The sequence below is a fragment of the Rheinheimera mesophila genome, assembly GCF_000986865.1.
Classification (GTDB): Bacteria; Pseudomonadota; Gammaproteobacteria; order Enterobacterales; family Alteromonadaceae; genus Pararheinheimera; species Pararheinheimera mesophila.
In genome coordinates this window covers 1-24,467 of record NZ_LAVS01000023.1, presented here as the reverse complement: position 1 = coordinate 24,467, position 24,467 = coordinate 1, and the positions used below count along the sequence as shown (strand labels likewise).

Here is a 24,467-nt window from a genome sequence, read left to right as displayed (position 1 = left end):
ACTGCGCCCACACTGCCTCAGAGCCGCCCCATGTTTTCCGTTATTTGCTCAGTTGTAACTTGCCCGAAGCTGTTACTTTGAAACTGCCAACCAACACCTTGTCGGTTTTTTCCAGCAATCTCATACTGACCCGCTGTTGCTGCAGAGCAGGACTGCCAAAACCGGTTTGTAATTTTAAGTCCAGCATCACGCCCCGGCTTAAACGCGCCAGCTGACTGCCGTAATAACGCACCAGCACCTGATACTCACCCGCTTTGGGGGAGCGCAGAATAAACTCTTCCGGGCCATAACCACCGGTAAAATCTTTTGACATCCGGCCGCCCTGATAGGTGGCTCTGTGGCCATAAAAAGCTTCTTCGCCATTGGGATCAATCACATGCAGGTCGATATCTGTGTCGTTTAAATCCCAGGCCAGCACCACCCTCATCTCAACAGGCAAAGGTGTTTTCATCACGCCTGACCACTGCGCAGGCTTGGCTGTCTGGCAACGGCTGGCTCTGTCGTGATATTCACCCAGCGCAATTAAACCAATCTCGGCAAAGCGGTCGTGCCATGGCGTTTCAACCACATGCTGCAACAAGTTTAAAGCCTGCTGACATTCCGCCTCAGCAGTCAGCGCCAGCGCTAAATCGCGATAAGATTGCGGCTCATCCGGCGCCAGTTGCACTACCTTAGTCAACAGAGCCTTTGCCAGCTCGTCATCGCCTGCCTGCTGTAAACGGTAGGCCACTAATCTTAATGTGGAGTGTTGCTCTGGCATCAATTCGAGCAAGTTACTCAGCACCCGCTGCGCTAAAGCAGAGTCAGACAGTTCATACAAGCGCTGCGCGACATCAAAATAAAAGGCCGGGCTTTGCGCATAAGCCGTGCGTAAATCCAGATAACGCTGATACAGCGCCTGTGCAGAACTGGCTAGTTTCAGCTCAGCTAAATAAGGCGACTCCATACTCACCGCCTGCAACTGCATCGCAATGCTCTGGTCCGCCTGTGGCGCTGCAGTATTTGGGATTGAACCCGAGGCTGGCGGTGGTGCAGCCGGAGCGGCCACCGCCATAGCCTCGTAAGCGCTTTGTGTGGCTGAGGCTACTTCCATCCGCTGCTCGGACGCACTGCGCTGCGCCATAGCGCGTCGTTCTGAAGCTGCGGCCTGCTCAGCGCTGTTTTTCACAGGTTGAGGTTTATCTTTCGGGAAACTGCGTTGCCACCACTCCAAACGTTCCTGCCAACCGGCTTCAATAGCGGCTCTGTTGCTGATCGCCTGCGCCGCTTTTTGCTGCGCCAGCAGTTCAGCCTGTTGCAGCACTTTTTGCCGCAACGGGGCGTCAGCCTCAGGCGGCATAATAGCGTGGCGCAGATAATCCTGTTCAGACTCTAATACCAGCAGGCTGCTGTGCGTGGTCGCTATACCAAAACGACTGCCCAACTGCGCCAGTTCAGTGCTGTGTTTAGCGCCTTGTAAAGCCAGGCTTTCTGCCCACCAGCTGGCGCACCAGAAGGTCGCCAGCTCACTGCTGCGCCCCTGTTTCAGTGCATGCTGTTTCAGCCCGGCATCGCCTGCATAAAGCACAGGTAAAGTAATGGCAGATGCGGCCGGACCAGCAGAAGGCGCGATATAGCAGGCACGCAAAGCACCTTGCTGCGGCGTATGGCTCTGGCTGAACCAGGATAAATCACCCGGTGTTAAACTAAGTTGCAGTGCAGGCAAGGTAGTTAACAGCTGCAGCGCTTCAAGTGCATTATGGCGGGATAAATCAATAATGCGCCCGCCTGCGCGGCTCAACCAGGCCGCTAAGGCCGGGTCGGTCAGACTGCTGCTGATGCTGTAAATAGGTTTAGACGGCGCAGGCCATTGCTGTGCTGGCATAGTGTTTTTCAAATCATTGAACAGCAGCACTTCATCTGCCTCTGCCAGTGCAGTCCAGCCCGCAAGGTTGGTGGCACCATCGGCAGGTTCAGCACTGAGGCGTTGCACCAGTGCCTGAATATCTGCCGCCGTGTTGATGGAAAGCTGCTGACGCTGCAGATCCTGCCGCAACAAGGTAAGAGTGACAGTGCTACTGCGGTTTTTCAGATAAGCCGCCAACAATTCCAGCTCCGCCTGACGCGATTGCTGGTGGCTGCTTAACGACAAATCCCACACCACCTCGATATGCCGCGTCTGAGTTTTCGGCCGGGCTTTTTCTGCCTGCTCAAGCGCTGGCACTTCCAGCCAGTGCATCTGTAAACCATCAGCAAAACTCTGGCTAAAACTGCTGTCGCCTGCTGGCGCTTTCAGGCAGAGGGACTGCGCAGCACCGGCTTTCACCGGCCACTGGCCTTGTAACTGTCCGGCTTTTTTAGTCAGTTGCAGTGAGGTTTTTACAGAAGATCGCTGCGTTTCGTGGATAGTGACCGAGGCTTTTAACGAGGGGCCGGGCGGAAGATCAGCCTTTAACTGATGCAACCAGCCACAGTCTGTGCGCTCGGCCAGACTGGCGATGGTCAGCCGAACCCGGCGCTCACCACCGGCTGGTACAGGAAACACCCGGATACTGTAACTATTGCCCGGCGCTTTTTCAGCCAAAGCCGGGTCTACCTGCCGCCGCACCGTTTCTTCAAACACAGCGCGGGCCTGAACTTTCGGCACTGGCACCGCTTGTCGGTACTGCCCTGCCACATCCAGCGCATAACTTTGCAGCCGCTCATCTGCGGCCAAAGGTAACTGCAAGGTGGTTTCCAGCACTTGAGTACCGGCATTTTGAATACGCAGCTCCAGATGACGCTGAGCAAAAGGCCCGTCCAGCTGCCAGTGCAACGACTCCACCAACAGCACAGTGCCAGGCTCTGAACTGGACAGCGGTAAAGCCATAAGCTGCAAAGGGCTACACAACAGGCCACTTAACGCCGCCAGCAACGTGATTCTGAGTTTCATCCAGATTATCCTTTAATTGTTCTGACCGCCTTTTTACAGGGCAACCACCTTAGCCACCATCACCTGAAATACAGCCTCTGCGACAAAAAAACCACGCCACTAAACAACAGTGAGGCAAGCTAAAGAGTGCTGCTTTATTTGTGAAGGGCGACTTAACAATAGCCTGCTTTTTACTTTTAAAAACGCCCACAGAACAAAAGAGCAAAGCAGGGCCAAAGCGGCGCAACATCAAGTGGGTATAGGCCATTTTCGCCAGCGACGGCAGAGTTTTTTTAGGAAAACTAAAGGCAGGTAAAACCTGATACCGATGCTCTGTCTTACCACACAAATGCAACCTTAGGGTATCAAAAAAAACTTGACACTGATACCTAAAGGTTTCATATTGATACCTCAAGGTATCTAAAGTCACTAAAAAGGAACAATCATTATGGCTAGATGGACTATTGAAGATCAGGAAAATTGTGTCAAAGCTGCTATCTCCGGCGCACTGTTTTTTGCGCTGCTGACAGGCTTCCAATTGTTAAGAGATATCAGTTTGTTTTGGTTTGAGCTAAAAGCAGTCAGTGATGCTTTTAGTTATGGCGTGCTGTTTTCGGTGGTTTATTTTCTGGTTAAAGTAACCAAACAACCTAAGCTGCTGTCCTACGGTTGGAAAATCCGCGAGATCTGCGGCGATTTTCAGGACGAATACTTACGCAGCCGTTTTCAGCGCGCAACTACGCTGGCCTATAACTTAACTATAGTGGTGGCGTTTTCAGGTTATGTCACAACCCACTTAATCAACAAAAACGGCAACCCGGACTGGCTTGGCTTCCAGCCCTTTTTATTACTGACCATCTTTGCCGGCTCCATCAGTTTTTATCTGAGTTTGCGCACAGTACTGGATGAACAAGACGAAACGGCGCAGGACAGCAACTGATGGAAGAGCAACCCCTGTACAACAGAATTGCAGAGCTGCGCGCCGCCAAAGGCCTGTCGCAGCAGCAACTGGCCGACGCCATAGGCGTATCGCGTAAAACCATCAGCACAGTAGAAACCAGCCGTTTTACGCCCTCTGTCGTAATAGCTTTGCAAATGGCCCGTTATTTTGAAGTGCCGGTAGAACAGATTTTTAGCTTTGATGGGTTTAGGTGAAGGAGTGATATTGGTATGAAACCTTCAGATGCTTTAACTAAACACCGCGAAGAGATCCGTCAAGTCGTTGCGGCCCACCATGCCAGCAACGCCCGGGTTTGTGGTTCAGTGTTGCGGGGCACAGATACAGAACAAAGCGATTTGGATTTGCTGGTCGACCCCACACCAGAAATGACCCTACTCGACATAGGTGCTATCCGCCATAAACTGTTGAAACTGCTTAAAGTTCAGGTCGATGTTTTGACACCCAATGCTTTACCAAAAAAAGTCAGAACTACAGTATTGACAGAGTCAAAACCTTTATAAGTAGTCACCTTGAAAAAGTTATAAAAACAACAACTTACCCATCCATCATTTGATATTCGACGCAAGTCCCGAAAAACAGCTTGCCGTTTCTGAAAAGCTGAATTAATTTGGTTCTAAACGAGTTACAACCATACATAGGTTGCCGGAAAAGGAAGTTTGGCAGTTCAGTTCTTCTTGGCGTTTCAGCCTTTAGATCTCCCGCTTAATACCTTCTGCTTTTCTTATGCGACTTCAAATTTCACTGGGCAAAGGGCAAGACCTGACACCAATTTTTTCTTTCGTAACTTCAGATTTAACTGGGGCACAGGGCAAGACCTGACACTGATTTTCGTTTTTTTGGTCAAGGAGTTTTATGAAACGAATAGCAGCTCTAGCTATATTAAGCACCTTTTTGATGAGCACTCAGGCTCAAGCCACGAATGTATTGCCCGAAGCATTTAAAGGTATTTGGAACAGTAACTGTGAAGTCACTGATGATATAGATTCAATTCATATAGATAACGACGCATTTGGTTATTGGGAAAAAATAGCTACAGTGAAATCAATTCGGGTCATTAGCAACAACGAAATCTCTGTCGAGCTACATTTTGCTGATAACGAAGGCTCTGAATGGGATGAAAAAAGAAGCTATAAAATAACAGAGCAAAAACTGGTAGAAACTATCCAGATACCAGATTCGATAAAACAACGTGCAGAAATCAGGCTTCGTTGTGGGAAATCCAGGTAGGCCAAGCACAGACAAAATCTAAGTTTAGAGCCTTTGATCCGCCGCAAGTCCCGAAAAACAGCTTGCCGTTTCTGAAAAGGTGATTTACCTTGGTTCTAAACGAGTTACAACTGTAACGAAGTTGCCGGAAAAGGGAGTTTGGCAGTTCAGTTCTTCTTGGCGTTTCAGCCTTTAGAGCTCACGCTTCATACTTTCTGCTTTTCTTATGCGACTTCAAATTTCACTGGGCAAAGGGCAAGACCTGACACCAATTTTTTCTTTCGTAACTTCAGATTTAACTGGGGCACAGGGCAAGACCTGACACTGGTTTTAAATTTAACTGGGGTACGGGGTAAGATTTGACCTTGCGGTAAATTTTTATAATTTTAAAGGTACTACAATTGCTGAGAGTAATAATATTGATGCTTACCTTTGTTTTTCCGATTGGAATTCATGCAGAGGAAGTTGCTCCTAAAAATAAAACTGAAGAAACGGCAGATGTAAATAATAAAGTAGTAATCGAGCTAAAAGCTCAACTACAAGAAATGAAAATTAGAAACGACTTGCTTGAAAATTATCAATCTTCTTTGTTATCAACTGTACACTGGTCTTTGAGTTTCATGGGGGGGATTGCTCTATTACTAATTGGTTATGGATGGTGGTCGAACTCTAAGATACATGAAAAAGATAAACAGCAACTTAAGCAGGAAATCGCTACCTTATTAGGTGAATGGGAAATCAAGATAAAGTCAGATAATGCAGATGTAATAAACGAACAGGCTAAGACTATTGAGAATAGACTTATTCGCGTCGACGAACAGGTAAGAGAAGTAGAAAAGTCTTTTGACAATAAGCTTACTCGCATCGACGAACAGGTAAGAGAAGTAGAAAAGTCTTTTGACAATAAGCTTACTCGCATCGACGAACAGGTAAGAGAAGTAGAAAAGTCTTTTGACAATAAGCTTGAGAAAATTTTTTCTGAATCGAAAAAGCTTCACGAAAAGTTAGCTATGAATGTTGAGTCTATGGCTAGTCAGATATCGATTTTAAGTGTCGGTCAAATCCATCTTGAAGGAAGTATGCTGCATGTTGAAGAACGGGTATGGGATATTAAAGGTGTTACCCAAAACATTTTATTAACTCAAACGCAAGGTTTAGATGCTGCTATCAAATTAGGTAGTGATTATGGCTATCGCGTGGATACCGTCCTTGAAAGAATAAAGGAAACTTTAGAAAAGCTCATTAAATCAAAAAACCCTACAGCGAGACCATATTTAGTTAACCGGCTTAAGCAATCTCTTAACAGTTTAGATAGTGTTTATTCTGTAAAAGTGTCAGAAATTTTAGGAATACTTGAGACAATTCGAGTGGAGGAAGTGAAATCATCTTCATGATCTGATTGAAAAAACAGCGTCTATCTTCCTGAAAAAAGGCGATATGCAATACGTCACCAACGTCAGTGTTTATCCTTACAGAGATACCAAAACCAAGGTCGTCTATGAATGTTATCTGAAGAGTGCACACTGGCTGAACAGCGACGGCACCGTGAGCTTTGAGAAGTTTCCAGAGCCAAAAGAAATACAGAAGATGCTGTGGGATATTGCGAATGGGTAAGTGCGGAATATCAACTTAGTAACCTTTGAAATTAAACACGGGCGACCACCAAGGTCGCCCCTACCGCTCCAGCCTCTAATCCGCCGTCAAAAACACCCTATAAGCCCCATTACTAGTAACAAGCCGATACTCATAGCCCAAAGTATCCAAATGCTCAGCAATTTCCGCATGATCAGCAATCTCAAAGCCAGCCAATACATCGCCCGTAGCGGCACCATGGTTGCGGTAATGAAACAAGGTGATATTCCATTTTTCGCCCAGAGTATTGAGGAAGTTCATTAACGCGCCTGGGTATTCCGGGAAGTTGAATTGGTAAACCTGCTCTTGCACTAAACGCGGGGGCATGCCGCCGACCATATGGCGGACGTGCAGTTTGGCCAGTTCGTCGTCGGATAAGTCCTGATAGTCGTAGCCTGCGGCCGATAAGGCTTGATTCACCTGCTGCAGTTCTTCTGCGCCGTGCCGTAGTTTGATGCCAACAAAAATATGGGCTTTGTTGTCGCTGGCGTAACGGTAGTTAAATTCGGTGATGGCACGGCCGCCTAAGGTTTGGCAGAAACGGCGGAAGCTGCCTTTTTCTTCCGGAATAGTCACGGCAAAAACCGCTTCTTTTTTCTCGCCCAGTTCGCAGCGCTCCGACACATAACGTAAGGTATCGAAGTTTAGGTTAGCGCCGCTCAGTACTGCGCTTAAATTCTGTGTCTGATCGGCAGTTGCCGCATACTTTTTCAGGCCAGCTAAAGCCAAAGCACCTGCAGGTTCTGCGACTGCTCTTAAGTCGTCGAAGATGTCTTTTATCGCCGCACAAATTTCGTCGCTGGAGACTGTGATCACATCGTCGCAGTATAAATGCGCCAGTTTGAAGGTCTCGTTGCCTATACGTTTTACCGCCACACCGTCGGCAAATAGCCCTACTCTGTCTAACGTAACAGGCTCGCCCGCATCCATTGCGGCTTTTAAGCAGGCGGCGTCGTCCGGCTCTACGCCTATCACTTTGACACCCGGCATTACGGCTTTGATATACACCGCCATACCAGCCAATAAGCCACCGCCGCCGACCGGAATAAATACCGCATCCAGTTTGTTATGTTGGCTCAATAGCTCTTTGGCGACAGTGCCCTGGCCTGCGATCACGTCGGCATCGTCAAAAGGTGGAATATAAGTGGCGCCCTGAGTCTGGGATAACTCCATGGCAAACTTATTGGCTTCGTCAAAGGCGGTGCCGTGCAGCAGCACTTTGCCGCCAAGGGCTTTGACTGCTGCTACTTTAATTTCCGGCGTGGTGATAGGCATCACAATAGTGGCGTTCAGGCCTAATTTGCTGGCGGATAAAGCCACACCCTGGGCATGATTGCCAGCCGATGCACACACAACGTCTCCACCCGGCTTTTGCTCACGCACTTTATGTAATTTATGGAAAGCTCCACGCAGCTTAAAGGAATACACAGGCTGCATATCTTCACGTTTTAACAGCACATGCTGGCCAATACGCTGGCCGAGTTTTGGCATAGCCTGCAGCGGGGTTTCTATCGCCGCCTGATATACAGGCGACAATAAAATTTCCCGTAAATATTGCTGCATCAAACCTGGGTTTGGTGTTGGGCGCTGCCAGTCTGCTGCAGTTTTAAAAGATTTCTCTACCACACTCATAAGCTTTCCAATTTACTCAGGTCACGCACTGCGCCTTTGTCGGCACTGCTTGCCAGCATGGCATAGGCTTTTAACGCCGGGCTGACGGAGCGCACACGGTCTACCGGTTTCCAGGCTAATTTGCCTTTGGCTTCCATCGCAGTGCGGCGCTCTGCTAATACGGCATCGCTGACACCTATGGCGATGCTGCGGTTTGGAATATCAATGGCAATAGCGTCGCCTTCTTCTACTAAGGCAATAGCGCCGCCGCTGGCCGCTTCTGGTGACACATGGCCTATGGATAAACCCGAAGTACCGCCAGAGAAACGGCCATCTGTGATTAAGGCGCAGGCTTTACCTAAACCCATAGACTTTAAGTAACTGGTTGGATACAACATTTCCTGCATGCCTGGGCCACCCTTTGGCCCTTCGTAGCGGATAATCACCACGTCGCCTGCGACAATTTTGCCAGCCAGAATGGCATCTACCGCACTGTCCTGACTTTCAAAAATACGGGCGCGGCCGTTAAACACCAGGTTTTCTTTTTCCACACCAGCGGTTTTTACAATACAGCCGTTGGGCGCTAAGTTGCCGTACAGCACAGCCAAACCGCCGTCCTGTGAATAAGCGTGTTCTTTACTGCGGATACAACCCTCAACCCGGTCGTCGTCCAGCGTTGGGTAACGGCAGCTTTGCGAAAAAGCCTGAGTGGTGCGGATACCGGCAGGGCCAGCGCGATAGAAGTCTAACACCTGCTGATCTTTGGTGGTCATAATGTCAAAGCGTTCTAACACGTCACCCAAAGAAGTACCCGCCACATGAGGGGTATTTGGGTTTAACAAACCAGCGCGGTTTAATTCGGCCAGAATGGCAATCACACCACCGGCGCGGTGTACGTCTTCCATATGGTATTTTTGTGTGCTCGGTGCCACTTTGGATAAGTGCGGCACTATGCGCGATAACCTGTCTATGTCGCTCATGCCAAAATCCACTTCGGCTTCTATAGCAGCGGCCAATAAATGCAGCACTGTGTTGGTGGAACCACCCATGGCGATGTCCAGCATCATGGCGTTTTCAAAAGCGGTTTTATTAGCGATATTACGTGGCAAAGCGCTGGCGTCGTTGTGTTTATACCAGCGGTTGGTCAGGTCCATAATGCGCTGGCCCGCACTGATAAACAGCGCTTTACGATCGCTGTGGGTGGCCAGCATAGAGCCATTGCCCGGTTGGCCCAAACCTAAAGCTTCCACTAAGCAGTTCATCGAGTTAGCGGTAAACATACCAGAGCAGGAACCACAGGTTGGGCAGGCGCTGCGTTCAATTTTTTCGCTGTCTTCATCGCTGACATTCGGGTTAGCGGCGGAGACCATAGCGTCGACTAAATCCAGCTTGATAATTTGGTCCGACAGCTTGGTCTTACCTGCTTCCATAGGGCCGCCAGAGACAAAAATGGCCGGAATATTCAGGCGCAAAGCCGCCATTAACATGCCTGGAGTGATTTTGTCGCAATTGGAAATACAAACCATAGCGTCGGCGCAGTGGCCGTTGACCATATATTCCACCGAGTCAGCAATGATTTCGCGTGACGGCAGGCTGTACAACATACCGCCGTGGCCCATGGCAATGCCGTCATCTATGGCGATGGTATTGAATTCTTTGGCAATACCACCTGCTTCTTCTATAGCTTCAGCCACCAGTTTGCCTAAATCGCGTAAATGCACATGGCCAGGCACAAACTGGGTGAAGGAGTTTACAACCGCAATAATAGGTTTACCAAAGTCGGTATCTTTTACCCCTGTGGCACGCCATAAAGCACGGGCTCCCGCCATATTGCGGCCTTCGGTGGTAGTGGCGGATCTTAACTTTGGCATGGTTTTGTTGCTCCAATTTATTCAGTTCCCCTTCGTACTTGGAACCGCAGCGTTGTTGAGCTTTTTCGCCTGGCTGCGGCTTCACTTCGGGGTAAATTAATTATGTTTAGTTAAATGGGGTCTGACCCCATTTTTAATTTGTCTTAAGTTTAGCGGCTTAAGCCCGCATTGAACCCGCTTCGGCTTGTGTCTGTTCAGACTCCACACAATCCAGATAGTCGATGTCGTATAACTTGTTCAGTTGGTTAGTCAGCAGGCTGATCGGTTTGTCGCTGACGATAGACAACTTCACCAGTAAGCCGCTGAAATCAGCCAAAGGCTTCATTTCCATACCGGCCACTTCAAAGCCACGGTAACGGGTGACCTGCAATAACCGCTCTAATACCACAGGTTGGTTTTTAGTTTGGATGGTTAAAACATGGCTGCTCATTGTGCTTTCTCCGTTAACATATCCTGATTGGCTGCTCCTGGCGGTACTAAGGGCCAGACATTATCGGTTTCGTCGATTCGTACATGCAATAAGTAAGGGCCTGGCCAGGTGAACATGGCTTCAAGCGCTGGTAATACTTCGTCTTTGCGACTGATGCTGTGACCAGGAATGGCAAAAGCAGCGGCTAACGAAACAAAATCCGGGTTATCGGACAAATCGGTTTCGCTGTAGCGTTCGTTAAAAAACAGCTCCTGCCATTGTTTCACCATGCCTAAACGCTGGTTATCCACAATCACAATCTTCACCGGCAGGCGAAAGCGCTTGATGGTGCCCAGTTCCTGCACATTCATCATAAAAGAGCCGTCACCACTGACTGCCACTACTGTATCTTTAGGCCGCGCCAGTTGTGCTCCTATGGCGGCGGGCAAACCAAAGCCCATAGTGCCTAAACCACCGCTGCTTAAATGATTGCGCGGGTGACTAAAGCTCATATGCTGCGCCACCCACATTTGGTGCTGACCTACATCGCAGCACACCACAGCGTTGTCCGGCATCCGCTCACTCAGTTGCTTCAGCATTAAAGGCGCAAAAATACGCTCACCCGGATGGTCATAACGCCAGCCGTGTTGTTGCTTCAGCGCCAGACAATGTTGTAACCAGTCGGCACAGTGTGTAGGTACTGACATAGCTGGCAGTAACTGGCGTAAATCGCCTAACATGGCGCATTCGGCGCGGCGTAATTTGTGCAGCTCGGCTGGGTCTATGTCGATATGGATCACTTTGGCGTCCGGCGCAAAAGCCGCCAGCTTGCCAGTCACCCTGTCATCAAAACGGGCGCCTAAACAGATCAATAAATCACATTGCTGCACCGCTAAATTAGCAGCCTGAGTGCCGTGCATGCCCAGCATACCCAGGTAATAAGGGTTTGAAGCTGGCACTGTGCCCATAGCTTTTAAGGTGGTAACCGACGGCATTTGGCTTTGGGCTAAAAAGTCCTGCAACTGGCTTACCGCGTCGGCCATATGCACACCGCCGCCTATGTAGGCGATTGGCTTTTTCGCATTCTGGATTAATAAGCGTGCCTGATCCAAAGCGGCGGCCGGTAAAAACTGCGGCTGGGATGCAGCGGTATCTTCGACTAAACGGGGTTTAAACTGCACTTCGGCCAGTTGCACGTCTTTAGGAATATCGACCAACACAGGGCCCGGACGGCCTGACATCGCCAGCGCAAAAGCTTCGTTTAAGGTGTGTTCCAGTTCGGTAACATCGCGCACCATAAAGCTGTGTTTAGTCACAGCCAGGCTTAAACCTAACACGTCGACTTCCTGAAACGCATCTGTGCCCATTACGGCTTGGGAGACCTGACCTGTGATGGCGACTAAAGGCACTGAATCTAATAAAGCATCGGCTAAGGAGGTGATCAGGTTAGTCGCGCCAGGGCCAGAGGTGGCCATACAAACGCCCACTTTGCCTGAACTGCGGGCATAACCTATGGCAGAAAAAGCCCCACCCTGCTCATGACGACACAGGTAGTGTTTGACTTTGCTCTGATACAGCGCGTCGTAGATTGGCATAATAGCTCCGCCGGGGTAGCCGAAGATGTGTTCGACTCCCTGTTGTTCCAGCAGCTTGATCACCAGTTCTGCGCCTTTCATGTCCTTCCCCTCTTTTGGCCTTCGTACTTGGCGCTGCAGCGTTGTTGACTGCGGACTCTCGCCCCAGTCACATAGTTCACTATGCTCCTGGGGTCTCAATTCCTTGTCGCCTAGCTGCAACACCAATTACTTTGGCCAATCTGTTTTCTATTGTTGATATGGTTACCAACAAAACCTTTTTCGAACTTTCCGGGGACCTTAAAACACAAAACCCCCGGACCTTTCGGTGCGGGGGTTTTGTTGAGAATTTTTTTGCTGCTTAAAATTCCAAACGCGAGCCCCCGCAGTGACTAATCACCACGACTACGAGGACCACAATAATGTTCAGAATAGAAGCTAAACGCATTTTTTAATGTTAACTCTTTGGTTAAGTTTATCTTTTTACTTCGGCGGTGTTTTTACGTTAGGTGCCGAAAATTTGTGCCTATAGAAATAGCCGTCTAACCATCTTTAGTCAACAACTATTTTTGCTTTTTGCTGATTTTCGTAAAAAAATTACAAAAGCTGCAATTTTAGGCAGAATAAGCCAGAATCTTAACCAGAGTGTGGTGCAGTGTTGGTGGAATGGATCAATTAGAGCTGTTTGACTTACCCAATCCTTGTATTGGGGTCTGCGAAAACAATAGCAAAGGGTATTGCCTTGGCTGTTTGCGCTCGCGTGATGAACGCTTTAACTGGCATAACAAACCTGTGGCCGAGCGCTCGCGCATTCTGAAACTATTGGAACAGCGCAGAGCGCGGCGCGATGCCGCCCGGCTTGCCGGCAAACCGGATCAAAACCTCGAAGCTGACTTAGGTTCTACCCCTGATATGTTTGGTTTCTGACACCAGCAGAGCCTAGACTCTGGCGGTCGGCACGTCAGCGCAGTTATTGCGTGGTCTTTGCCAGTTTTCTGTGACAATCTGCTCAGACTGCTTCACCAGCTTACCAGCGATAAACTCGTACACCATGGCCAGATAGGAATAGCCAATGGTTTCATCTGAGCCTTCATCGGTCAGGCAATGTTTGTAATCTTTATCGGTCAGCGGCACTTTGATAGCGCCGGTAAACCATTGCGCTTTCAGCGGATACTGTTTTTCACTGAACAGCAACTGTGGATCGACCCTGGCTGCAGAGTTGTTGCAGTCAGGTTGTTGTAAGGTGTTGAGAAAAAGCTGCTGCCCTTTTAATTCCCAGATGCCCTGATAGCCCTTCTGCCCGGCCTTACAGTGCGATGGTTGTGGCAGCTTCAGGCGTATTTCATCAGCCGCATAAAGTTTTTCCAGTGGACTGCTGTCCACGTCATGAGGCACACCATCGATAATAAATTGATCGGCTTGGTCTACAGCCGCCAGACTGACAGCGCTGAAGCATAACAGCAGACTCAAACAAAAATAGTGCATGCAAACTCCTTGGTGGCTCTGGTTCAACACTACGGCTGTGAAAACAGGCACTTTCTAGTTGTAGCCTGAATTCCTCTCCAGTTGCAACCTAAGTCCGGTTATTTATTTTTAATCTTTACGCCTTATTTTAGTCTCAGGTTCACGGATAGATTGCACCTTGTTGTGTCACTGGTTTAGAGTGAACTGATGCACTATGCGGAGTATCTGATTGTTGAGTCAGTCCCAAAGCACCTCCACAACCGAGTTGCAACGTCAGCTCAGCGCTATCCGACACAAGTTTACCGACTCGTTATGGCGAAGCTTTGCCCTGATTGCGCTGATTGGTGTCCCTCTGTCTGTTGTCCGCTCCTTCAATACCGGTTGGCTACCAGTTTATACCGTTCATGCGGTGGTCGGCCTGGCTTTAGTCATAGGGGCTTTTGTCTGTCATAAGATGCCGCTGCATCCGAAAGGAGTATTGCTGATCCTGGTATTCTGGCTGATCGGTTTGCCGGGGGCTTTGACTTTTGGCTTTGCGTCTCCCGGCGTTTGGTGGCTGGTATTAAGTTGTGTGGTGGGTTATGTGCTGTATAACGCCAAAGTCGCCATGGCACTGGCGTTCGCTACTTTGGTCAGTCTGATTGGCACGGCGATGGGGTTTATGTTGGGTTATCTGCAGATCCCGGTCAGCGTGACCCGTTACATGGCCGATCCCGCCTCCTGGGCCACGTATCTGATCGTAAACTTTATCGCCTTTTTTGTGGTGGTCCGCACTTTTATTACCTACACCGAATCCTTACAGGCTACAACTCAGCATCAGTTCCGGCAGTGGATAGACGATTTGCCGATGGGTGTGGTTGTAATGGGGAAAGATCAAAAGCCTTATTACAACAACAAAGCGGCTGAAGAATTATTAGGCCCGGCTCCGGCGCAACCTCTGGCTTTTGTTGCAGGTACAGACCAGATCTACCCGGCAGAACAGATGCCTGCAACCAAGGCGTTGGCAGGGGAAACTTGCCAGGCAGAGGATATAGAAATTGAGCGGGATGGCATTCGCCGCCAGATGCAGGCCTGGGGCCGACCTGGCTACAACGAACATGGTGAACTCACCTTCGGTATTGCAGTGTATGAAGATATCAGCGCCCGTAAGCAACTTGATTTGCTGAAAAACCGTTTTGTTTCTACTGTCAGTCACGAACTGCGCACACCTTTAACCTCTATTCACGGCGCTTTGAGGTTAATTTTAGGGGATGCACTGGGAGAACCCACGCCTAAAATACGCGCTATGCTGGAACTGGCCGAACAAAACAGTCAGCGGTTGATCCGGTTGATCAACGACATTCTGGATATACAAAAGATTGAAGCCGGCCAGATGAGTTTTCAGTTTAGTAAAGTACAACTGGCGCCCTTGCTGCATAATGCCGTTGACCAAATGGCCTCTTATGCCCAACAGCATAAAGTAAGCATCGTCTTAGGGCCTGTGGCTGAGGAGCTGTGGGTATGGGCGGACAGCAACCGTTTGATGCAGGTCTTAGCCAATTTGTTATCCAATGCGGCTAAATTTTCTTTTGCTGACTCTGTAGTTCAGTTACAGGTGCAGCAACAGGGCCAACGGGTCCGAATCACCATCAGCGACCAGGGGCCTGGTATAGACGAAGCCTTTAAAACCTTGATCTTCAGGCCTTTTAGTCAGTCGGACACCTCAGATGTACGAAATGTTGGCGGCACAGGTTTAGGCTTAAGTATCAGCAAATCTATTGTAGAAAAACACGGTGGTACTTTAACTTTTGACAGCACCGCAGGTGTTGGTAGCAATTTTTATATCGACTTGCCGGGGGCAGAGTCTTGACTCTGCCTCCCTATTGATTGCTTCATCAGACTAAAGCGCTGTATAAGCCTGATCAAAGGGGCGGAGCCAAAGCCCCGACCCTTTTTTAGTTTTGCCAGATTTGTAGTTGGTGGGCATTCAGCTCTGGCGTTTCATCTTCCTGCCAGGTCACTGTCATGCCTGCAGGTACTAAATCAGCCGGGACGGCCAGCGTCTCAGCCGATAAGTTCAGCAGCATCAGGCTTTGTTTATCCGCTAAAGAGCGGACAATTTTCAGCAACTTACCATCGGCTAAAAATTCCGCTTTGTAGTCTCCGGCTATACCAAACTCGGCACGTTTGGCTTTTTGTTGGATCAGGAATTTATACAAAGACCAGACAGATTTGGCGTCGGCTTGCTGAGCCGCTACGTTGTTTGGTCCTTGCTGCTGCGCCGCTAAAAATGGCGTCCACCAGCCACTTTCGGCCTGAGGCGGGAATAAGTCGTCCCGTTGCACCCAGACTTTTTCCGCTGTACTAAAACCAGCCTGAGCACTGTTGTCCCAGAACATTGGCGAACGGCGGTGTAAATGCTCTTTGTCTGACGCCTGAGTCAGCGCAATTTCTTCGCCATAATAGATGTACGTTGTGCCCGGTGAGCTAAACAGCAAGGCCGCAGCCAGCTTGGCTTTATTAAAGTCCTGACCCAATTGCCAGCTTAAACGCGGCTGGTCGTGGTTGGTCAGGAAGGGGCTAAAAAACTCCATTGGGGCTGAGGTTGTTTTGCGCTGCTGTAAATTTGCCATCAGCACATTGTCTGCCTGCTGACTGGTCGCTTGCTGCATAGTGCCAAACTCGGCATTTTGTTTGCCAGCGTTCAACAGCTCCAGCACCTTGTAACCAAATTCAAAGTCAAAGCCAGCATCCAGGCCTTTGCCATTGCCCCAGTATTTGGCTGCTATCGGCAAATCAACCCAGGCTTCCGCTACCAAATAGGCGTCGGGCTTGACACTTTTCACATACTGAGTGAAGTCGACCCAGTAATCGATCGTGCCCTGGGTATCTGCCCTTTGTTGTGGACCATCTTCCTGCACGTAACGCACCGCATCTAAACGGAAACCTGCAACCCCTTTATCCAGCCAGAATTTGGCCATTTTCTTCATTTCAGCAATGACATCAGGGTGTTTTAAATTCAGATCCGGTTGTGATGCGCCAAAAGCCGCGTAGTAATAAGCTTTGCGCTCTGCGTTGTAATGCCAGACCGCTTCAGGTTTAACTTCCGTGCTCCAGGCGGGTCCCCAGCCATCTGTGGGCAGTTCGTCACGCCAGACAAAATAATCTTTGTAAGGTGCTTCACCTTTGGCTGAGCGCTGGAACCATTCATGTTTATCGGAGATATGATTGATCACTAAGTCGAGGATGATATTAATATTTTTGGCTTTGGCTGCCTGTACCAACTGCTCAAAATCCTGCATAGAACCGTAATCTTGTTCTACCTGATAAAATTCGGTGAAGTCGTAGCCATGATAAGAAGGCGCTTCAAAGATAGGTGTTAACCAAATCGCGTTAATACCTAAATCTTGCAAATACGGCAGCTTGGCTTCGATGCCTTTGAAATCGCCCGTGCCATCGGCGTTGGTGTCATAAAAACTGCGGGGCCAGATTTGATAAAACACCGCATCCTGCCACCAGGCTTTTGTTGCTGTGGCCTGAACAGCGGCCGGAGTATCCGCAGTGCTACTGGTGGTCGTTTGTTGCGGCGCTTTGCCACAGCCCGTTAATGCTATAGCTAACGCCAGCGCGAGCATTGATTTATTCAACATTGGTAGATCCCTGTTTCTTGAGTTTGACCCAGCTTAGTCAAATTCCAGCCACAGGGCCAGACTGCATACGAATGCACTCTATTAGTGCATTCGTTTTCGTGTTGTATTGGCTTATTGGTTAGTTAAACGCTTACCAAAAGAGATGGCATACGCGGCAGACCGCATTTGTAATACCCGGTCGCTACTGGCACGCACGCCGCTACTTAGTACATTGGGATCAAAATTAACACCGGTACAGGCTTCTCCGCCCTCTGCGGTAATAGACAAGAGTCCGACATCCAGTGTTTTACGTTCTTTCGGCCATACCACTGATGGATCGGTTTCAGTATCACCGGCTTCTCCCACGACCAACTGCATGGTCCACTCTGTTGGGCCTTTGGCTAACCGCTCTGCCAGACGCTGTTGTAAAAACTCCGTTGGCGGTGCTTTGATTTCAGCTTCAGTTAAACCTTTCACCCCATCTTTAGGTACAAATTGCCAACGTACTTTTTGCTCGACACCACTGTTGTCTTTGATAAAAAAGCTATGAATACCAAAGTACGGTGTGGTGGCGTAACTCCAGGGCGGAGAATTTTTTGCTAAATACTCGGCCTGCGCCTGAGTGTCCGGATGAGCCGCACGGAAGGCCTGAATTTTGGCCATGTCAGGCTTGCCTGTAGCCGGATCTGGGATCTGAGTCTGCAGTAAACCTAAAAAGGTTTCCGGATCTTTAGCGCCAAACACAGGAGTGGTTAACATGGCAAAATGCTGGATTTGACCATTGGCTGTTTTTAGCTGTAAACCTAAGCCGCGTGGAGAACGGCTGTTTTCAGGCGCTTTTGGATTACCACCCGCCATCGAAAAACGCGCAGTCACAGGTACAGTTTCACCGGATAACCAGGCCACTGAGCTGAAGTTTTTTGCATCAGGTAGCGCCTTAAAGGTACCGGCCGCACAAAAACCTTTGGCATGTCCTTTGCGCTCGCCTTTATGTTCACCAAAAATTTTGGCAAACACATCGATAAATTGATTAGGTGTGGCCTGTTCGGCTGCAGACAACGCCGGGCTTAACGCCAGCAATAACGACAAGGTAATTTTGTTCATACACCGTCCTGTTTCGAATTGGAGCAATAGATACAACCAATCAAGACAGGACGATCAATGAAAAACTTTCAAAAAAACGGAACACCAAATCGTCAGGAACGATTTTGCACATCGGAGCGAAGGCTGCTCTGTAGGACAGCACAACATAAAAAATGGCCACTGCAGACAACAACACAGCGGCCACTGGGAAATCATAGAAAGAGCTGAGCGGACCAAAACACTGTGTCAAGGCCGCTCTGGCTGTAAAAAGAACGGGTTATAAAATACCGGAGATTGAACGCATCAAGCCTTTTACTAACTCAGGTTCAGCTTCGGCATATTCCATATTGACCTGATTGGCTGTCGACAAAATACGGGTCTGGTAACGTTTCCACTCGGTTTCTTCAGTCGAGCTAACATTTTTATAGCCACTGTTGCCTTGTTTTAAGCTGGCTTTGTTTTCTTCCAGCACCACAACACCTTTTTTCGCGCGTTCAGAAATTTGCAGGTCGGTGATGATGCTGTAATGAACATCTTTCACCAGCGCATCCGCGGCTAAACCTATTAAAGCACCACCTACAGTTGCCGCCGCACGACCGCCACCGCTACCAAACTGGTTACCAATAGCACCACCAATTAATGCACCACCAAAGCCGCTACCAAAGGCTTCATTTTGTGAGCGCAGGTCAGTTTGACCCGCCTGCAATACATTGGCCTGTAACAGGAAGTTAGCCTGATCAGGATCACGTACTACGCGATAACCTTTGGCCTGCACAGCTTCGATGATCTGAGGCTCAATAGATAAACCTTGCTGATCTGAAGTGTTACGTACCTGAATAAATACAGTACGTTTGTCATCTGCCACAGGGTCCAGAAAGATGGTGTCACTCATCTTGGTCTGAACTTGCAAATTCCTTTTGCTGATCGCCGTATGAGTGGCAGAACAGCCTGACAACATCAAAGCACCAAGAGCCAAAGCAACAACAGCGATTTTCATTTTTGACATACAAACTCCATAACACAAAGTGAAATTAGACCTGCACAGTGTAGCGGACAGCAGGTTGCAGACCAAGGCGAAGTATTCATACATCAGGTTAAAAGTTGTAACAGACTATGCCGTTTTACGCTTCTGCTGCCGTATGCCGCTTGATTATAACCAGGGCCGCTGAATTGCAGATGAATTAGGAGGAGTCAGACCACATGCTTCACAGTAAACCATGTGGTCAGCACCAGCTTGAGGTATCAGCGGAACAAGGCGACTTCTTCAGGGGTTAAATAGCGGTATTCACCTTCGGCTAAATCCGGATCCAATGGCAAGTCGCCAATTTGTTCGCGGTGCAGCTTCTCCACTTTGTTGCCAATAGCAGCAAACATACGTTTGACCTGATGGTAACGCCCTTCGCTGATCGTTAGCAAAGCCTGGTGTGGGTCTAGTATCACCAGTTCTGCAGGCTTAGTTAAGGTTTTTTCACCCCGCAACATTATACCTTCGGCAAACTGGGCTATAGCTGATTCAGGCACAGGGTCGGCTAACCAGACTCTGTAGGTTTTGGCGCAGTGATGTTTAGGTGAACTGATTTTATGTGACCACTGGCCATCGTCGGTGATCAGCACTATGCCGGTGGTATCCAGATCCAATCGTCCTACTGTATGCAAACGCTCCAGCAGAGGTTCGTCCATTAACGCGAACACTGTTTCGTGATCCGGGTCTTCGGTTGAGCAAATATACCCGGCAGGTTTATGCATCATGATGTAACGCAGCCCAATCAACTGCAGTTCTTCACCATCGAAACACACTTTGTCTGTGGCTTTGAGTTGCAAAGCAGGTTGTTTGGCCAGCTCGCCGTTCACTGTGACCAGTTTTTGCCGTATTACTTTTCCGGCCTGACTGCGGGTCAGACCAGTACAATCACATATAAACTTATCTAAACGCATGTTGAATTTCCTGGATTTTCTATTTCCAGTGTAACCAGATCAGGGGGCAGACTCCAGTTTTGCCGCTGCAGGCACTTGCAGTTCCGTTAACTTTTGCTCCTTCAGGTGCCAACGCACTATTCTGTTATTGTTGGTGTCCGCTATGTAGAGCTCGCCGTTAAAAACCGCCAGTCCACCGGGTTCATTCAGCTCAGTGCCTAAACTTAACGTCATCACCTGCTCTTCGTCTAAATCCAATAACCTGATTTTATGGTTATAGGTGTCGGCCACCGCCAGGGTATCTTTGTCCAGCCAGACCACGTCTTTGTTGTGCTGCAGCAAGGCTCGTTTAAAACCACCATCTTTTAAACCAAACTCGAATAAGCCCTGCCCCACTAGGGTGTCGACGTCGCCGGAACTTAAATCAATTTGCCGTACAGCACTGGCTTCTGCATCGGCCACCCACAATCTGTTCCCCCGCAAAGCCAAACCACTGGGCTGGTTAAAAGCTGCATCGGTGCGTTTGCCATCCAGTAAGGCTTCCTGACCTGTGCCAGCGAAAGCTTTGAGTTCAGAACTTTGCAAATCCAAAGTCCAAATTTGATGGCTACCGGCCATCGCAATGTATAACGTGGTTTTGTCCAACGCTAAATCCCAGGGCGAGCGCAACGAGACTTGAGTAGGCGTTTTACCGGGGATCAACCGGCCTTGAGCCAGTTCACCATTACCAGCCAGAGTACGGACTTCAAAAGTGCTGAGATCAATACGGCGGATGGCATGGTTACCGGTATCCGCCACGTACAAGGCGTTTTCCGTCAGCACCAACCCCTGAGGGGACGAAAAAGCACTGCTGTCGCTGTGCCCATCTTTCAGCTCTGCGATGCCGGAGCCTAAACGTTTCACCAGCTTGCCCTGATGGTCCAGCACTACAATTTGATTATGCAGCGTATCGCTGATCGCTATATAACGCTCATCAACAGTCAGGCTGCCCGGCGCTGCTAATGCAGTATTCAGCGGATCCAATAACTGGATAGGTAATGCCTTGAGGTTAAGCTCGCCTTTAAACTCTGCCAGTAACTGTTCTATGGCTTGATCCAGTATGTCATAACGGCCTTCGCCTGAAGTTTGGCCGACGTATTTACCATCTGGCCCTATCAGCACAAAAGTAGGCCAGGCTCTGACCGCATAAGCGCGCCAGAGTTGAAAATCAACGTCGTTGACCACGGCATGTTGCATACCATAACGTCGCACTATGGAGGTTAAAGTGCTGAGTTGTTTTTCATTATCGAATTTAGGGGAATGCACTGAAATGACGGCCAGCTTATTGCCGTATTTCTGTTCCAGCTTGTGTAAATCGGGAATGACGTGAATACAGTTGACGCAGCCGTAGGTCCAGAAATCCAGTAACACCACCTTGCCTTTTAGCTGCTGCATAGTGAGTGGTTCCGTCACATTTAACCAGGGTAAACCGGCAGGAAACTCGACACTATTGGTGCGGGCTGACGCCTTGGCCAGACCAAAAGTTAAACTACAAAGCATAATGACAATCCAGATTTTCAGTTTTAAACGCATCGGTGACTCCCGGCCAGACTGCTGTTACCTACTATAGAACGGTCTATCCGCCATTTTCGTTCAATGTTTTACCTGAGTTTAACGATAGATTAATGACAGTGACGGATTTTTGGTTGCTTTTTGACACAGATTTCCTCTATCTTGCTGCACACCAAGGTGTAACTTCTGTGACTTCCAGACGAGCCCTGTCTGTATCCGTGGGTCTGCAGATACAAAAAGAAAAAACTATAACTAAACAAGAGATAAGCATGACTAACTCTACAACACGCGGCAGCTGGGGTTCGCGTATCGGCTTTATATTGGCAGCAGCAGGCTCGGCAGTGGGCTTAGGTGCGATCTGGAAATTCCCTTATGTTGCCGGAGCCAATGGTGGCGGCGTATTTTTATTGGTTTATCTGGCCTGTGTATTTTCAGTGGGCGTGGTGATGTTACTGGCTGAGATGATGATAGGCCGCACCGCAAAAAAATCAGCCACTTCAGCCTATCGTGCTTTAGGCAAAGGCTACTGGCATGTGGCCGGCTGGCTTTCTGTACTTGGGGTGTTTTTAATTCTGGGCTTCTACTGTGTGGTAGGGGGCTGGACCATTGCTTATATAGTGCAAACCATACAGGGCACGGTGCTGACGACTGATGCCAAAGTATTAAGTGATACCTTTAGCCATTTTATTGCTAACCCAACCGCTTCTTTAATTTACACCGCACTGTTTATGATCATCACTGCCGTGATTGTGATTGCCGGTGTTCAGGCTGGTATTGAACGTATTTGTAAAATTCTGATGCCAGCACTTTTTGTGTTAATGCTGGTGATGGTATGGCGCAGTCTGACCTTACCAGGCGCTATGGAAGGTGTGATGTATTTCATTACCCCGGACTGGAGCAAGCTGAGCATTAAAATGGTACTGGACGCCTTAGGTTTGGCAGTGTTTTCCTTGTCCGTAGGCGCCGGTTTAATGGTGGCGTATGGCTCTTATTTAAGCCCTGAAACTAAAGTGGTAAATGCGGGTTTATGGATTGCCGGTTTAGCCACTATGGCTTCAGTATTGGCCGGTTTAATGATTTTACCTGCGGTCTTTGCCTTTGACGTCGATCCAGCCGCAGGCCCTGGTTTAACCTTTATCACTATGCCGGCACTTTTTGCCCAAATGGCGGGGGGTCAGGTGCTGGCTTTGATTTTCTTCTGCTTGCTGCTGTTTGCTGCTGTGACTTCTTCCATCTCTATTCTGGAGCCAGTAGTGGCGTTTTTGATTGATGAATATGCGATGGACCGTAAACTAGCCACTATCCTGGTCGCCGTGGTGAACTATGTCATTCTCGGTATTCCTGCCGCCTTGTCTTTTGGCGGCGGTATGGAAAGCTTTACCATATTCGGAAAAACCCCATTTGATGCCATGGACTTTATGGCGTCTAATGTGCTGATGCCTTTGGGCGGGATGTTTGCTGCTACTTTTGTTGGCTGGCGTGTCTGGCCACAAATTAAAGCCATACTGGCTGGTGAAGTGCCGGGGGCAGTGCAAAAAGTGTACTGGTTATTAGCGGCTATTGTCTCGCCCGTGCTGATTGCCATAGTGGCCGTCATGACGATCAAAGGCAGTTAATCCATCAGGCTCACACCGGCGAGCTGGTTTTGCACGCCGATTTGAGCCAATCTGCTGTAGTTTTAAGCGGCCAAACAGTAAAAAACACGGCTTTGCTTGCCAAAGCTCGTCCTGAGTGCTGAGATAGGCCCAGAGTGATACATAGAACATCAGATCGACTGCCTGCTGGAGTGCGAACCAGAGGACAGAAGACACATGAGACACGTCATGGTTGTGTTGCCCTTTTCGCCGCAACGCGAAAACAAGCGATCAGACAAGGATTGAAATGATGATAAAAAAAGACTACTTCTGGCCGTTGTTAGGTTTGGCCGCTGTAGCATTTTCGGTTTATGTGCTGCTTGAGCAGCTCAAAGATATTTCTTATGAAGATGTTGTCGTCAGTCTTGAGGCTATCTCTTTAGAAGGGTGGCTGATGGCTGCCTTAGCGACCGTCTTTGCTTATATCGCCCTGGCGGGGTATGACCGGCTGGCTTTATCCCATCTGCGTAAAAAAGTTTCCTGGACCTTTATTTCTTTCGCATCTTTCACTGCATACGCTATAGGCCACAACCTCGGCGCGTCCGTATTCTCCGGCGCTGTAGTGCGCTACCGGGCTTACCGCTCACAAGGTTTAACCGCAGGCGAAGTCGGTATTCTGGTGGCGTTTTGTTCCTTCACTTTTGCACTGGGCACCATCTTATTGGGTGGCATTGTGTTACTGATTGAACCCAGTTTGCCCGCTCACTTCCACAGCGCCTTGCCGGAGTGGGTAGCGATTTTGTTAGGCGTTGGCATGTTATTTTTAGTTGCTCTGTATTTGTGGGGCAGCTTTATGAAAAGACGCTGCATCGATTTATGGAAGCTGAAGCTGGAATACCCGCGTTTTTCGCTGATTTGCCGTCAGTTAGTCGTAGCGCCACTGGAGTTATTAGCGGCCGCCGCCATTATTTATTACGCCCTGCCCGAGCAAAGTAACCCGGGTTATTTTATGGTATTAGGCATCTTTCTGGCGTCGTTTTCCGCCGCGTTGTTATCGCACGCCCCCGGTGGTTTAGGCGTGCTGGAAGTGATGTTTTTGCTGGCATTACCCGATGTAAA

At 48.9% G+C, this 24,467-nt stretch carries 20 protein-coding genes; 9 read left to right on the top strand and 11 right to left on the bottom strand.

Annotated elements, in window-relative coordinates:
- Window positions 1–40 precede the first annotated feature (40 nt).
- Window positions 41–2,911 carry a DUF2135 domain-containing protein gene (locus SD53_RS09695; RefSeq protein WP_046520041.1) on the bottom strand — a complete coding sequence of 957 codons (2,871 nt, stop codon included), beginning with the start codon at window positions 2,909–2,911 and terminating at the stop codon, window positions 41–43.
- 427 nt (window positions 2,912–3,338) lie between these two features.
- Between SD53_RS09695 and SD53_RS09685 the strand changes: the two genes are divergently transcribed.
- The 5 genes from SD53_RS09685 (at window position 3,339) to SD53_RS09665 (ending at window position 6,451) form a co-directional block, all read left to right on the top strand.
- Window positions 3,339–3,830: a hypothetical protein gene (locus tag SD53_RS09685; RefSeq protein ID WP_046520039.1), complete on the top strand. Its 492-nt coding sequence runs from the start codon at window positions 3,339–3,341 to the stop codon at window positions 3,828–3,830.
- On the top strand, window positions 3,830–4,045 hold the full coding sequence (locus SD53_RS09680; RefSeq protein WP_173425696.1) for a helix-turn-helix transcriptional regulator: 216 nt from the start codon (window positions 3,830–3,832) through the stop codon (window positions 4,043–4,045). Before SD53_RS09685 ends, SD53_RS09680 begins: the two co-directional genes overlap by 1 nt.
- Before the next feature lie 15 nt (window positions 4,046–4,060).
- Window positions 4,061–4,351 (top strand): nucleotidyltransferase family protein, encoded by a 291-nt coding sequence (locus tag SD53_RS09675; RefSeq protein WP_046520038.1) that lies wholly within the window; start codon window positions 4,061–4,063, stop codon window positions 4,349–4,351.
- 352 nt (window positions 4,352–4,703) lie between these two features.
- The gene (locus SD53_RS09670) at window positions 4,704–5,078 is read left to right on the top strand and encodes a hypothetical protein (protein WP_046520037.1); all 375 of its coding nucleotides are present in this window, start codon (window positions 4,704–4,706) and stop codon (window positions 5,076–5,078) included.
- A 380-nt stretch (window positions 5,079–5,458) separates the two neighbouring features.
- Entirely contained in the window at window positions 5,459–6,451 is a 993-nt protein-coding gene (locus SD53_RS09665) for a hypothetical protein (protein WP_131647779.1), read from the top strand.
- Between the two features lie 295 nt (window positions 6,452–6,746).
- Here the strand turns inward: SD53_RS09665 and ilvA are convergent, their stop codons facing one another.
- The 4 genes from ilvA to ilvG all read right to left on the bottom strand — a co-directional run bounded on the left by ilvA (window position 6,747) and on the right by ilvG (window position 12,256).
- Entirely contained in the window at window positions 6,747–8,252 is a 1,506-nt protein-coding gene (gene ilvA / locus SD53_RS09660) for a threonine ammonia-lyase, biosynthetic (RefSeq protein ID WP_046520058.1), read from the bottom strand.
- A 65-nt stretch (window positions 8,253–8,317) separates the two neighbouring features.
- Window positions 8,318–10,171: a dihydroxy-acid dehydratase gene (ilvD, locus tag SD53_RS09655; protein ID WP_046520035.1), complete on the bottom strand. Its 1,854-nt coding sequence runs from the start codon at window positions 10,169–10,171 to the stop codon at window positions 8,318–8,320.
- Window positions 10,172–10,328: 157 nt separating this feature from the next.
- A complete protein-coding gene (ilvM, locus tag SD53_RS09650; RefSeq protein WP_046520034.1) occupies window positions 10,329–10,601 on the bottom strand; it encodes an acetolactate synthase 2 small subunit in 273 nt (90 codons plus the stop codon).
- Window positions 10,598–12,256, bottom strand: a complete 1,659-nt coding sequence (gene ilvG, locus SD53_RS09645; protein ID WP_046520033.1) for an acetolactate synthase 2 catalytic subunit — start codon at window positions 12,254–12,256, stop codon at window positions 10,598–10,600. The genes ilvM and ilvG overlap by 4 nt, the downstream gene beginning before the upstream one ends.
- 564 nt (window positions 12,257–12,820) lie before the next feature.
- Between ilvG and SD53_RS09640 the strand changes: the two genes are divergently transcribed.
- Window positions 12,821–13,081: a DUF1289 domain-containing protein gene (locus SD53_RS09640; protein WP_046520032.1), complete on the top strand. Its 261-nt coding sequence runs from the start codon at window positions 12,821–12,823 to the stop codon at window positions 13,079–13,081.
- 12 nt (window positions 13,082–13,093) lie between these two features.
- Here SD53_RS09640 and SD53_RS09635 read toward each other — a convergent pair whose 3' ends face one another.
- Window positions 13,094–13,639, bottom strand: coding sequence for a hypothetical protein (locus SD53_RS09635; RefSeq protein WP_046520031.1), 546 nt, complete (start codon window positions 13,637–13,639; stop codon window positions 13,094–13,096).
- 208 nt (window positions 13,640–13,847) lie between these two features.
- Between SD53_RS09635 and SD53_RS18045 the strand changes: the two genes are divergently transcribed.
- Window positions 13,848–15,467, top strand: a complete 1,620-nt coding sequence (locus SD53_RS18045) for a sensor histidine kinase (RefSeq protein WP_052749335.1) — start codon at window positions 13,848–13,850, stop codon at window positions 15,465–15,467.
- A gap of 85 nt (window positions 15,468–15,552) precedes the next feature.
- Here the strand turns inward: SD53_RS18045 and SD53_RS09625 are convergent, their stop codons facing one another.
- The 5 genes from SD53_RS09625 to SD53_RS09600 all read right to left on the bottom strand — a co-directional run bounded on the left by SD53_RS09625 (window position 15,553) and on the right by SD53_RS09600 (window position 21,795).
- Window positions 15,553–17,247 carry an alpha-amylase family glycosyl hydrolase gene (locus SD53_RS09625; RefSeq protein ID WP_046520030.1) on the bottom strand — a complete coding sequence of 565 codons (1,695 nt, stop codon included), beginning with the start codon at window positions 17,245–17,247 and terminating at the stop codon, window positions 15,553–15,555.
- A gap of 111 nt (window positions 17,248–17,358) precedes the next feature.
- On the bottom strand, window positions 17,359–18,330 hold the full coding sequence (locus tag SD53_RS09620) for a catalase family peroxidase (protein ID WP_046520029.1): 972 nt from the start codon (window positions 18,328–18,330) through the stop codon (window positions 17,359–17,361).
- Between the two features lie 256 nt (window positions 18,331–18,586).
- Entirely contained in the window at window positions 18,587–19,315 is a 729-nt protein-coding gene (locus SD53_RS09610; protein WP_052749334.1) for a complement resistance protein TraT, read from the bottom strand.
- Between the two features lie 236 nt (window positions 19,316–19,551).
- Entirely contained in the window at window positions 19,552–20,244 is a 693-nt protein-coding gene (gene rsuA, locus SD53_RS09605; protein ID WP_046520027.1) for a 16S rRNA pseudouridine(516) synthase RsuA, read from the bottom strand.
- A 39-nt stretch (window positions 20,245–20,283) separates the two neighbouring features.
- Window positions 20,284–21,795: a thioredoxin-like domain-containing protein gene (locus SD53_RS09600; RefSeq protein ID WP_052749333.1), complete on the bottom strand. Its 1,512-nt coding sequence runs from the start codon at window positions 21,793–21,795 to the stop codon at window positions 20,284–20,286.
- A 248-nt stretch (window positions 21,796–22,043) separates the two neighbouring features.
- Here SD53_RS09600 and SD53_RS09595 point away from each other — a divergent pair, with 248 nt between their 5' ends.
- A complete protein-coding gene (locus SD53_RS09595) occupies window positions 22,044–23,390 on the top strand; it encodes a sodium-dependent transporter (RefSeq protein WP_046520026.1) in 1,347 nt (448 codons plus the stop codon).
- A 265-nt stretch (window positions 23,391–23,655) separates the two neighbouring features.
- The coding region (locus tag SD53_RS09590; RefSeq protein ID WP_241481782.1) for a lysylphosphatidylglycerol synthase transmembrane domain-containing protein at window positions 23,656–24,467 on the top strand (812 nt) is incomplete at its 3' end.

Coding starts and splice junctions, on each gene's coding strand:
- SD53_RS09695 (WP_046520041.1), bottom strand. CDS start 2,911: ATGAAACTCAGAATCACGTTGCTGGCGGCGTTAAGTGGCCTGTTGTGT.
- SD53_RS09685 (WP_046520039.1), top strand. CDS start 3,339: ATGGCTAGATGGACTATTGAAGATCAGGAAAATTGTGTCAAAGCTGCT.
- SD53_RS09680 (WP_173425696.1), top strand. CDS start 3,830: ATGGAAGAGCAACCCCTGTACAACAGAATTGCAGAGCTGCGCGCCGCC.
- SD53_RS09675 (WP_046520038.1), top strand. CDS start 4,061: ATGAAACCTTCAGATGCTTTAACTAAACACCGCGAAGAGATCCGTCAA.
- SD53_RS09670 (WP_046520037.1), top strand. CDS start 4,704: ATGAAACGAATAGCAGCTCTAGCTATATTAAGCACCTTTTTGATGAGC.
- ilvA (WP_046520058.1), bottom strand. CDS start 8,252: ATGCAGCAATATTTACGGGAAATTTTATTGTCGCCTGTATATCAGGCG.
- ilvD (WP_046520035.1), bottom strand. CDS start 10,171: ATGCCAAAGTTAAGATCCGCCACTACCACCGAAGGCCGCAATATGGCG.
- ilvM (WP_046520034.1), bottom strand. CDS start 10,601: ATGAGCAGCCATGTTTTAACCATCCAAACTAAAAACCAACCTGTGGTA.
- ilvG (WP_046520033.1), bottom strand. CDS start 12,256: ATGAAAGGCGCAGAACTGGTGATCAAGCTGCTGGAACAACAGGGAGTC.
- SD53_RS09640 (WP_046520032.1), top strand. CDS start 12,821: ATGGATCAATTAGAGCTGTTTGACTTACCCAATCCTTGTATTGGGGTC.
- SD53_RS09635 (WP_046520031.1), bottom strand. CDS start 13,639: ATGCACTATTTTTGTTTGAGTCTGCTGTTATGCTTCAGCGCTGTCAGT.
- SD53_RS09625 (WP_046520030.1), bottom strand. CDS start 17,247: ATGTTGAATAAATCAATGCTCGCGCTGGCGTTAGCTATAGCATTAACG.
- SD53_RS09620 (WP_046520029.1), bottom strand. CDS start 18,330: ATGAACAAAATTACCTTGTCGTTATTGCTGGCGTTAAGCCCGGCGTTG.
- SD53_RS09610 (WP_052749334.1), bottom strand. CDS start 19,315: ATGTCAAAAATGAAAATCGCTGTTGTTGCTTTGGCTCTTGGTGCTTTG.
- rsuA (WP_046520027.1), bottom strand. CDS start 20,244: ATGCGTTTAGATAAGTTTATATGTGATTGTACTGGTCTGACCCGCAGT.
- SD53_RS09600 (WP_052749333.1), bottom strand. CDS start 21,795: ATGCGTTTAAAACTGAAAATCTGGATTGTCATTATGCTTTGTAGTTTA.
- SD53_RS09595 (WP_046520026.1), top strand. CDS start 22,044: ATGACTAACTCTACAACACGCGGCAGCTGGGGTTCGCGTATCGGCTTT.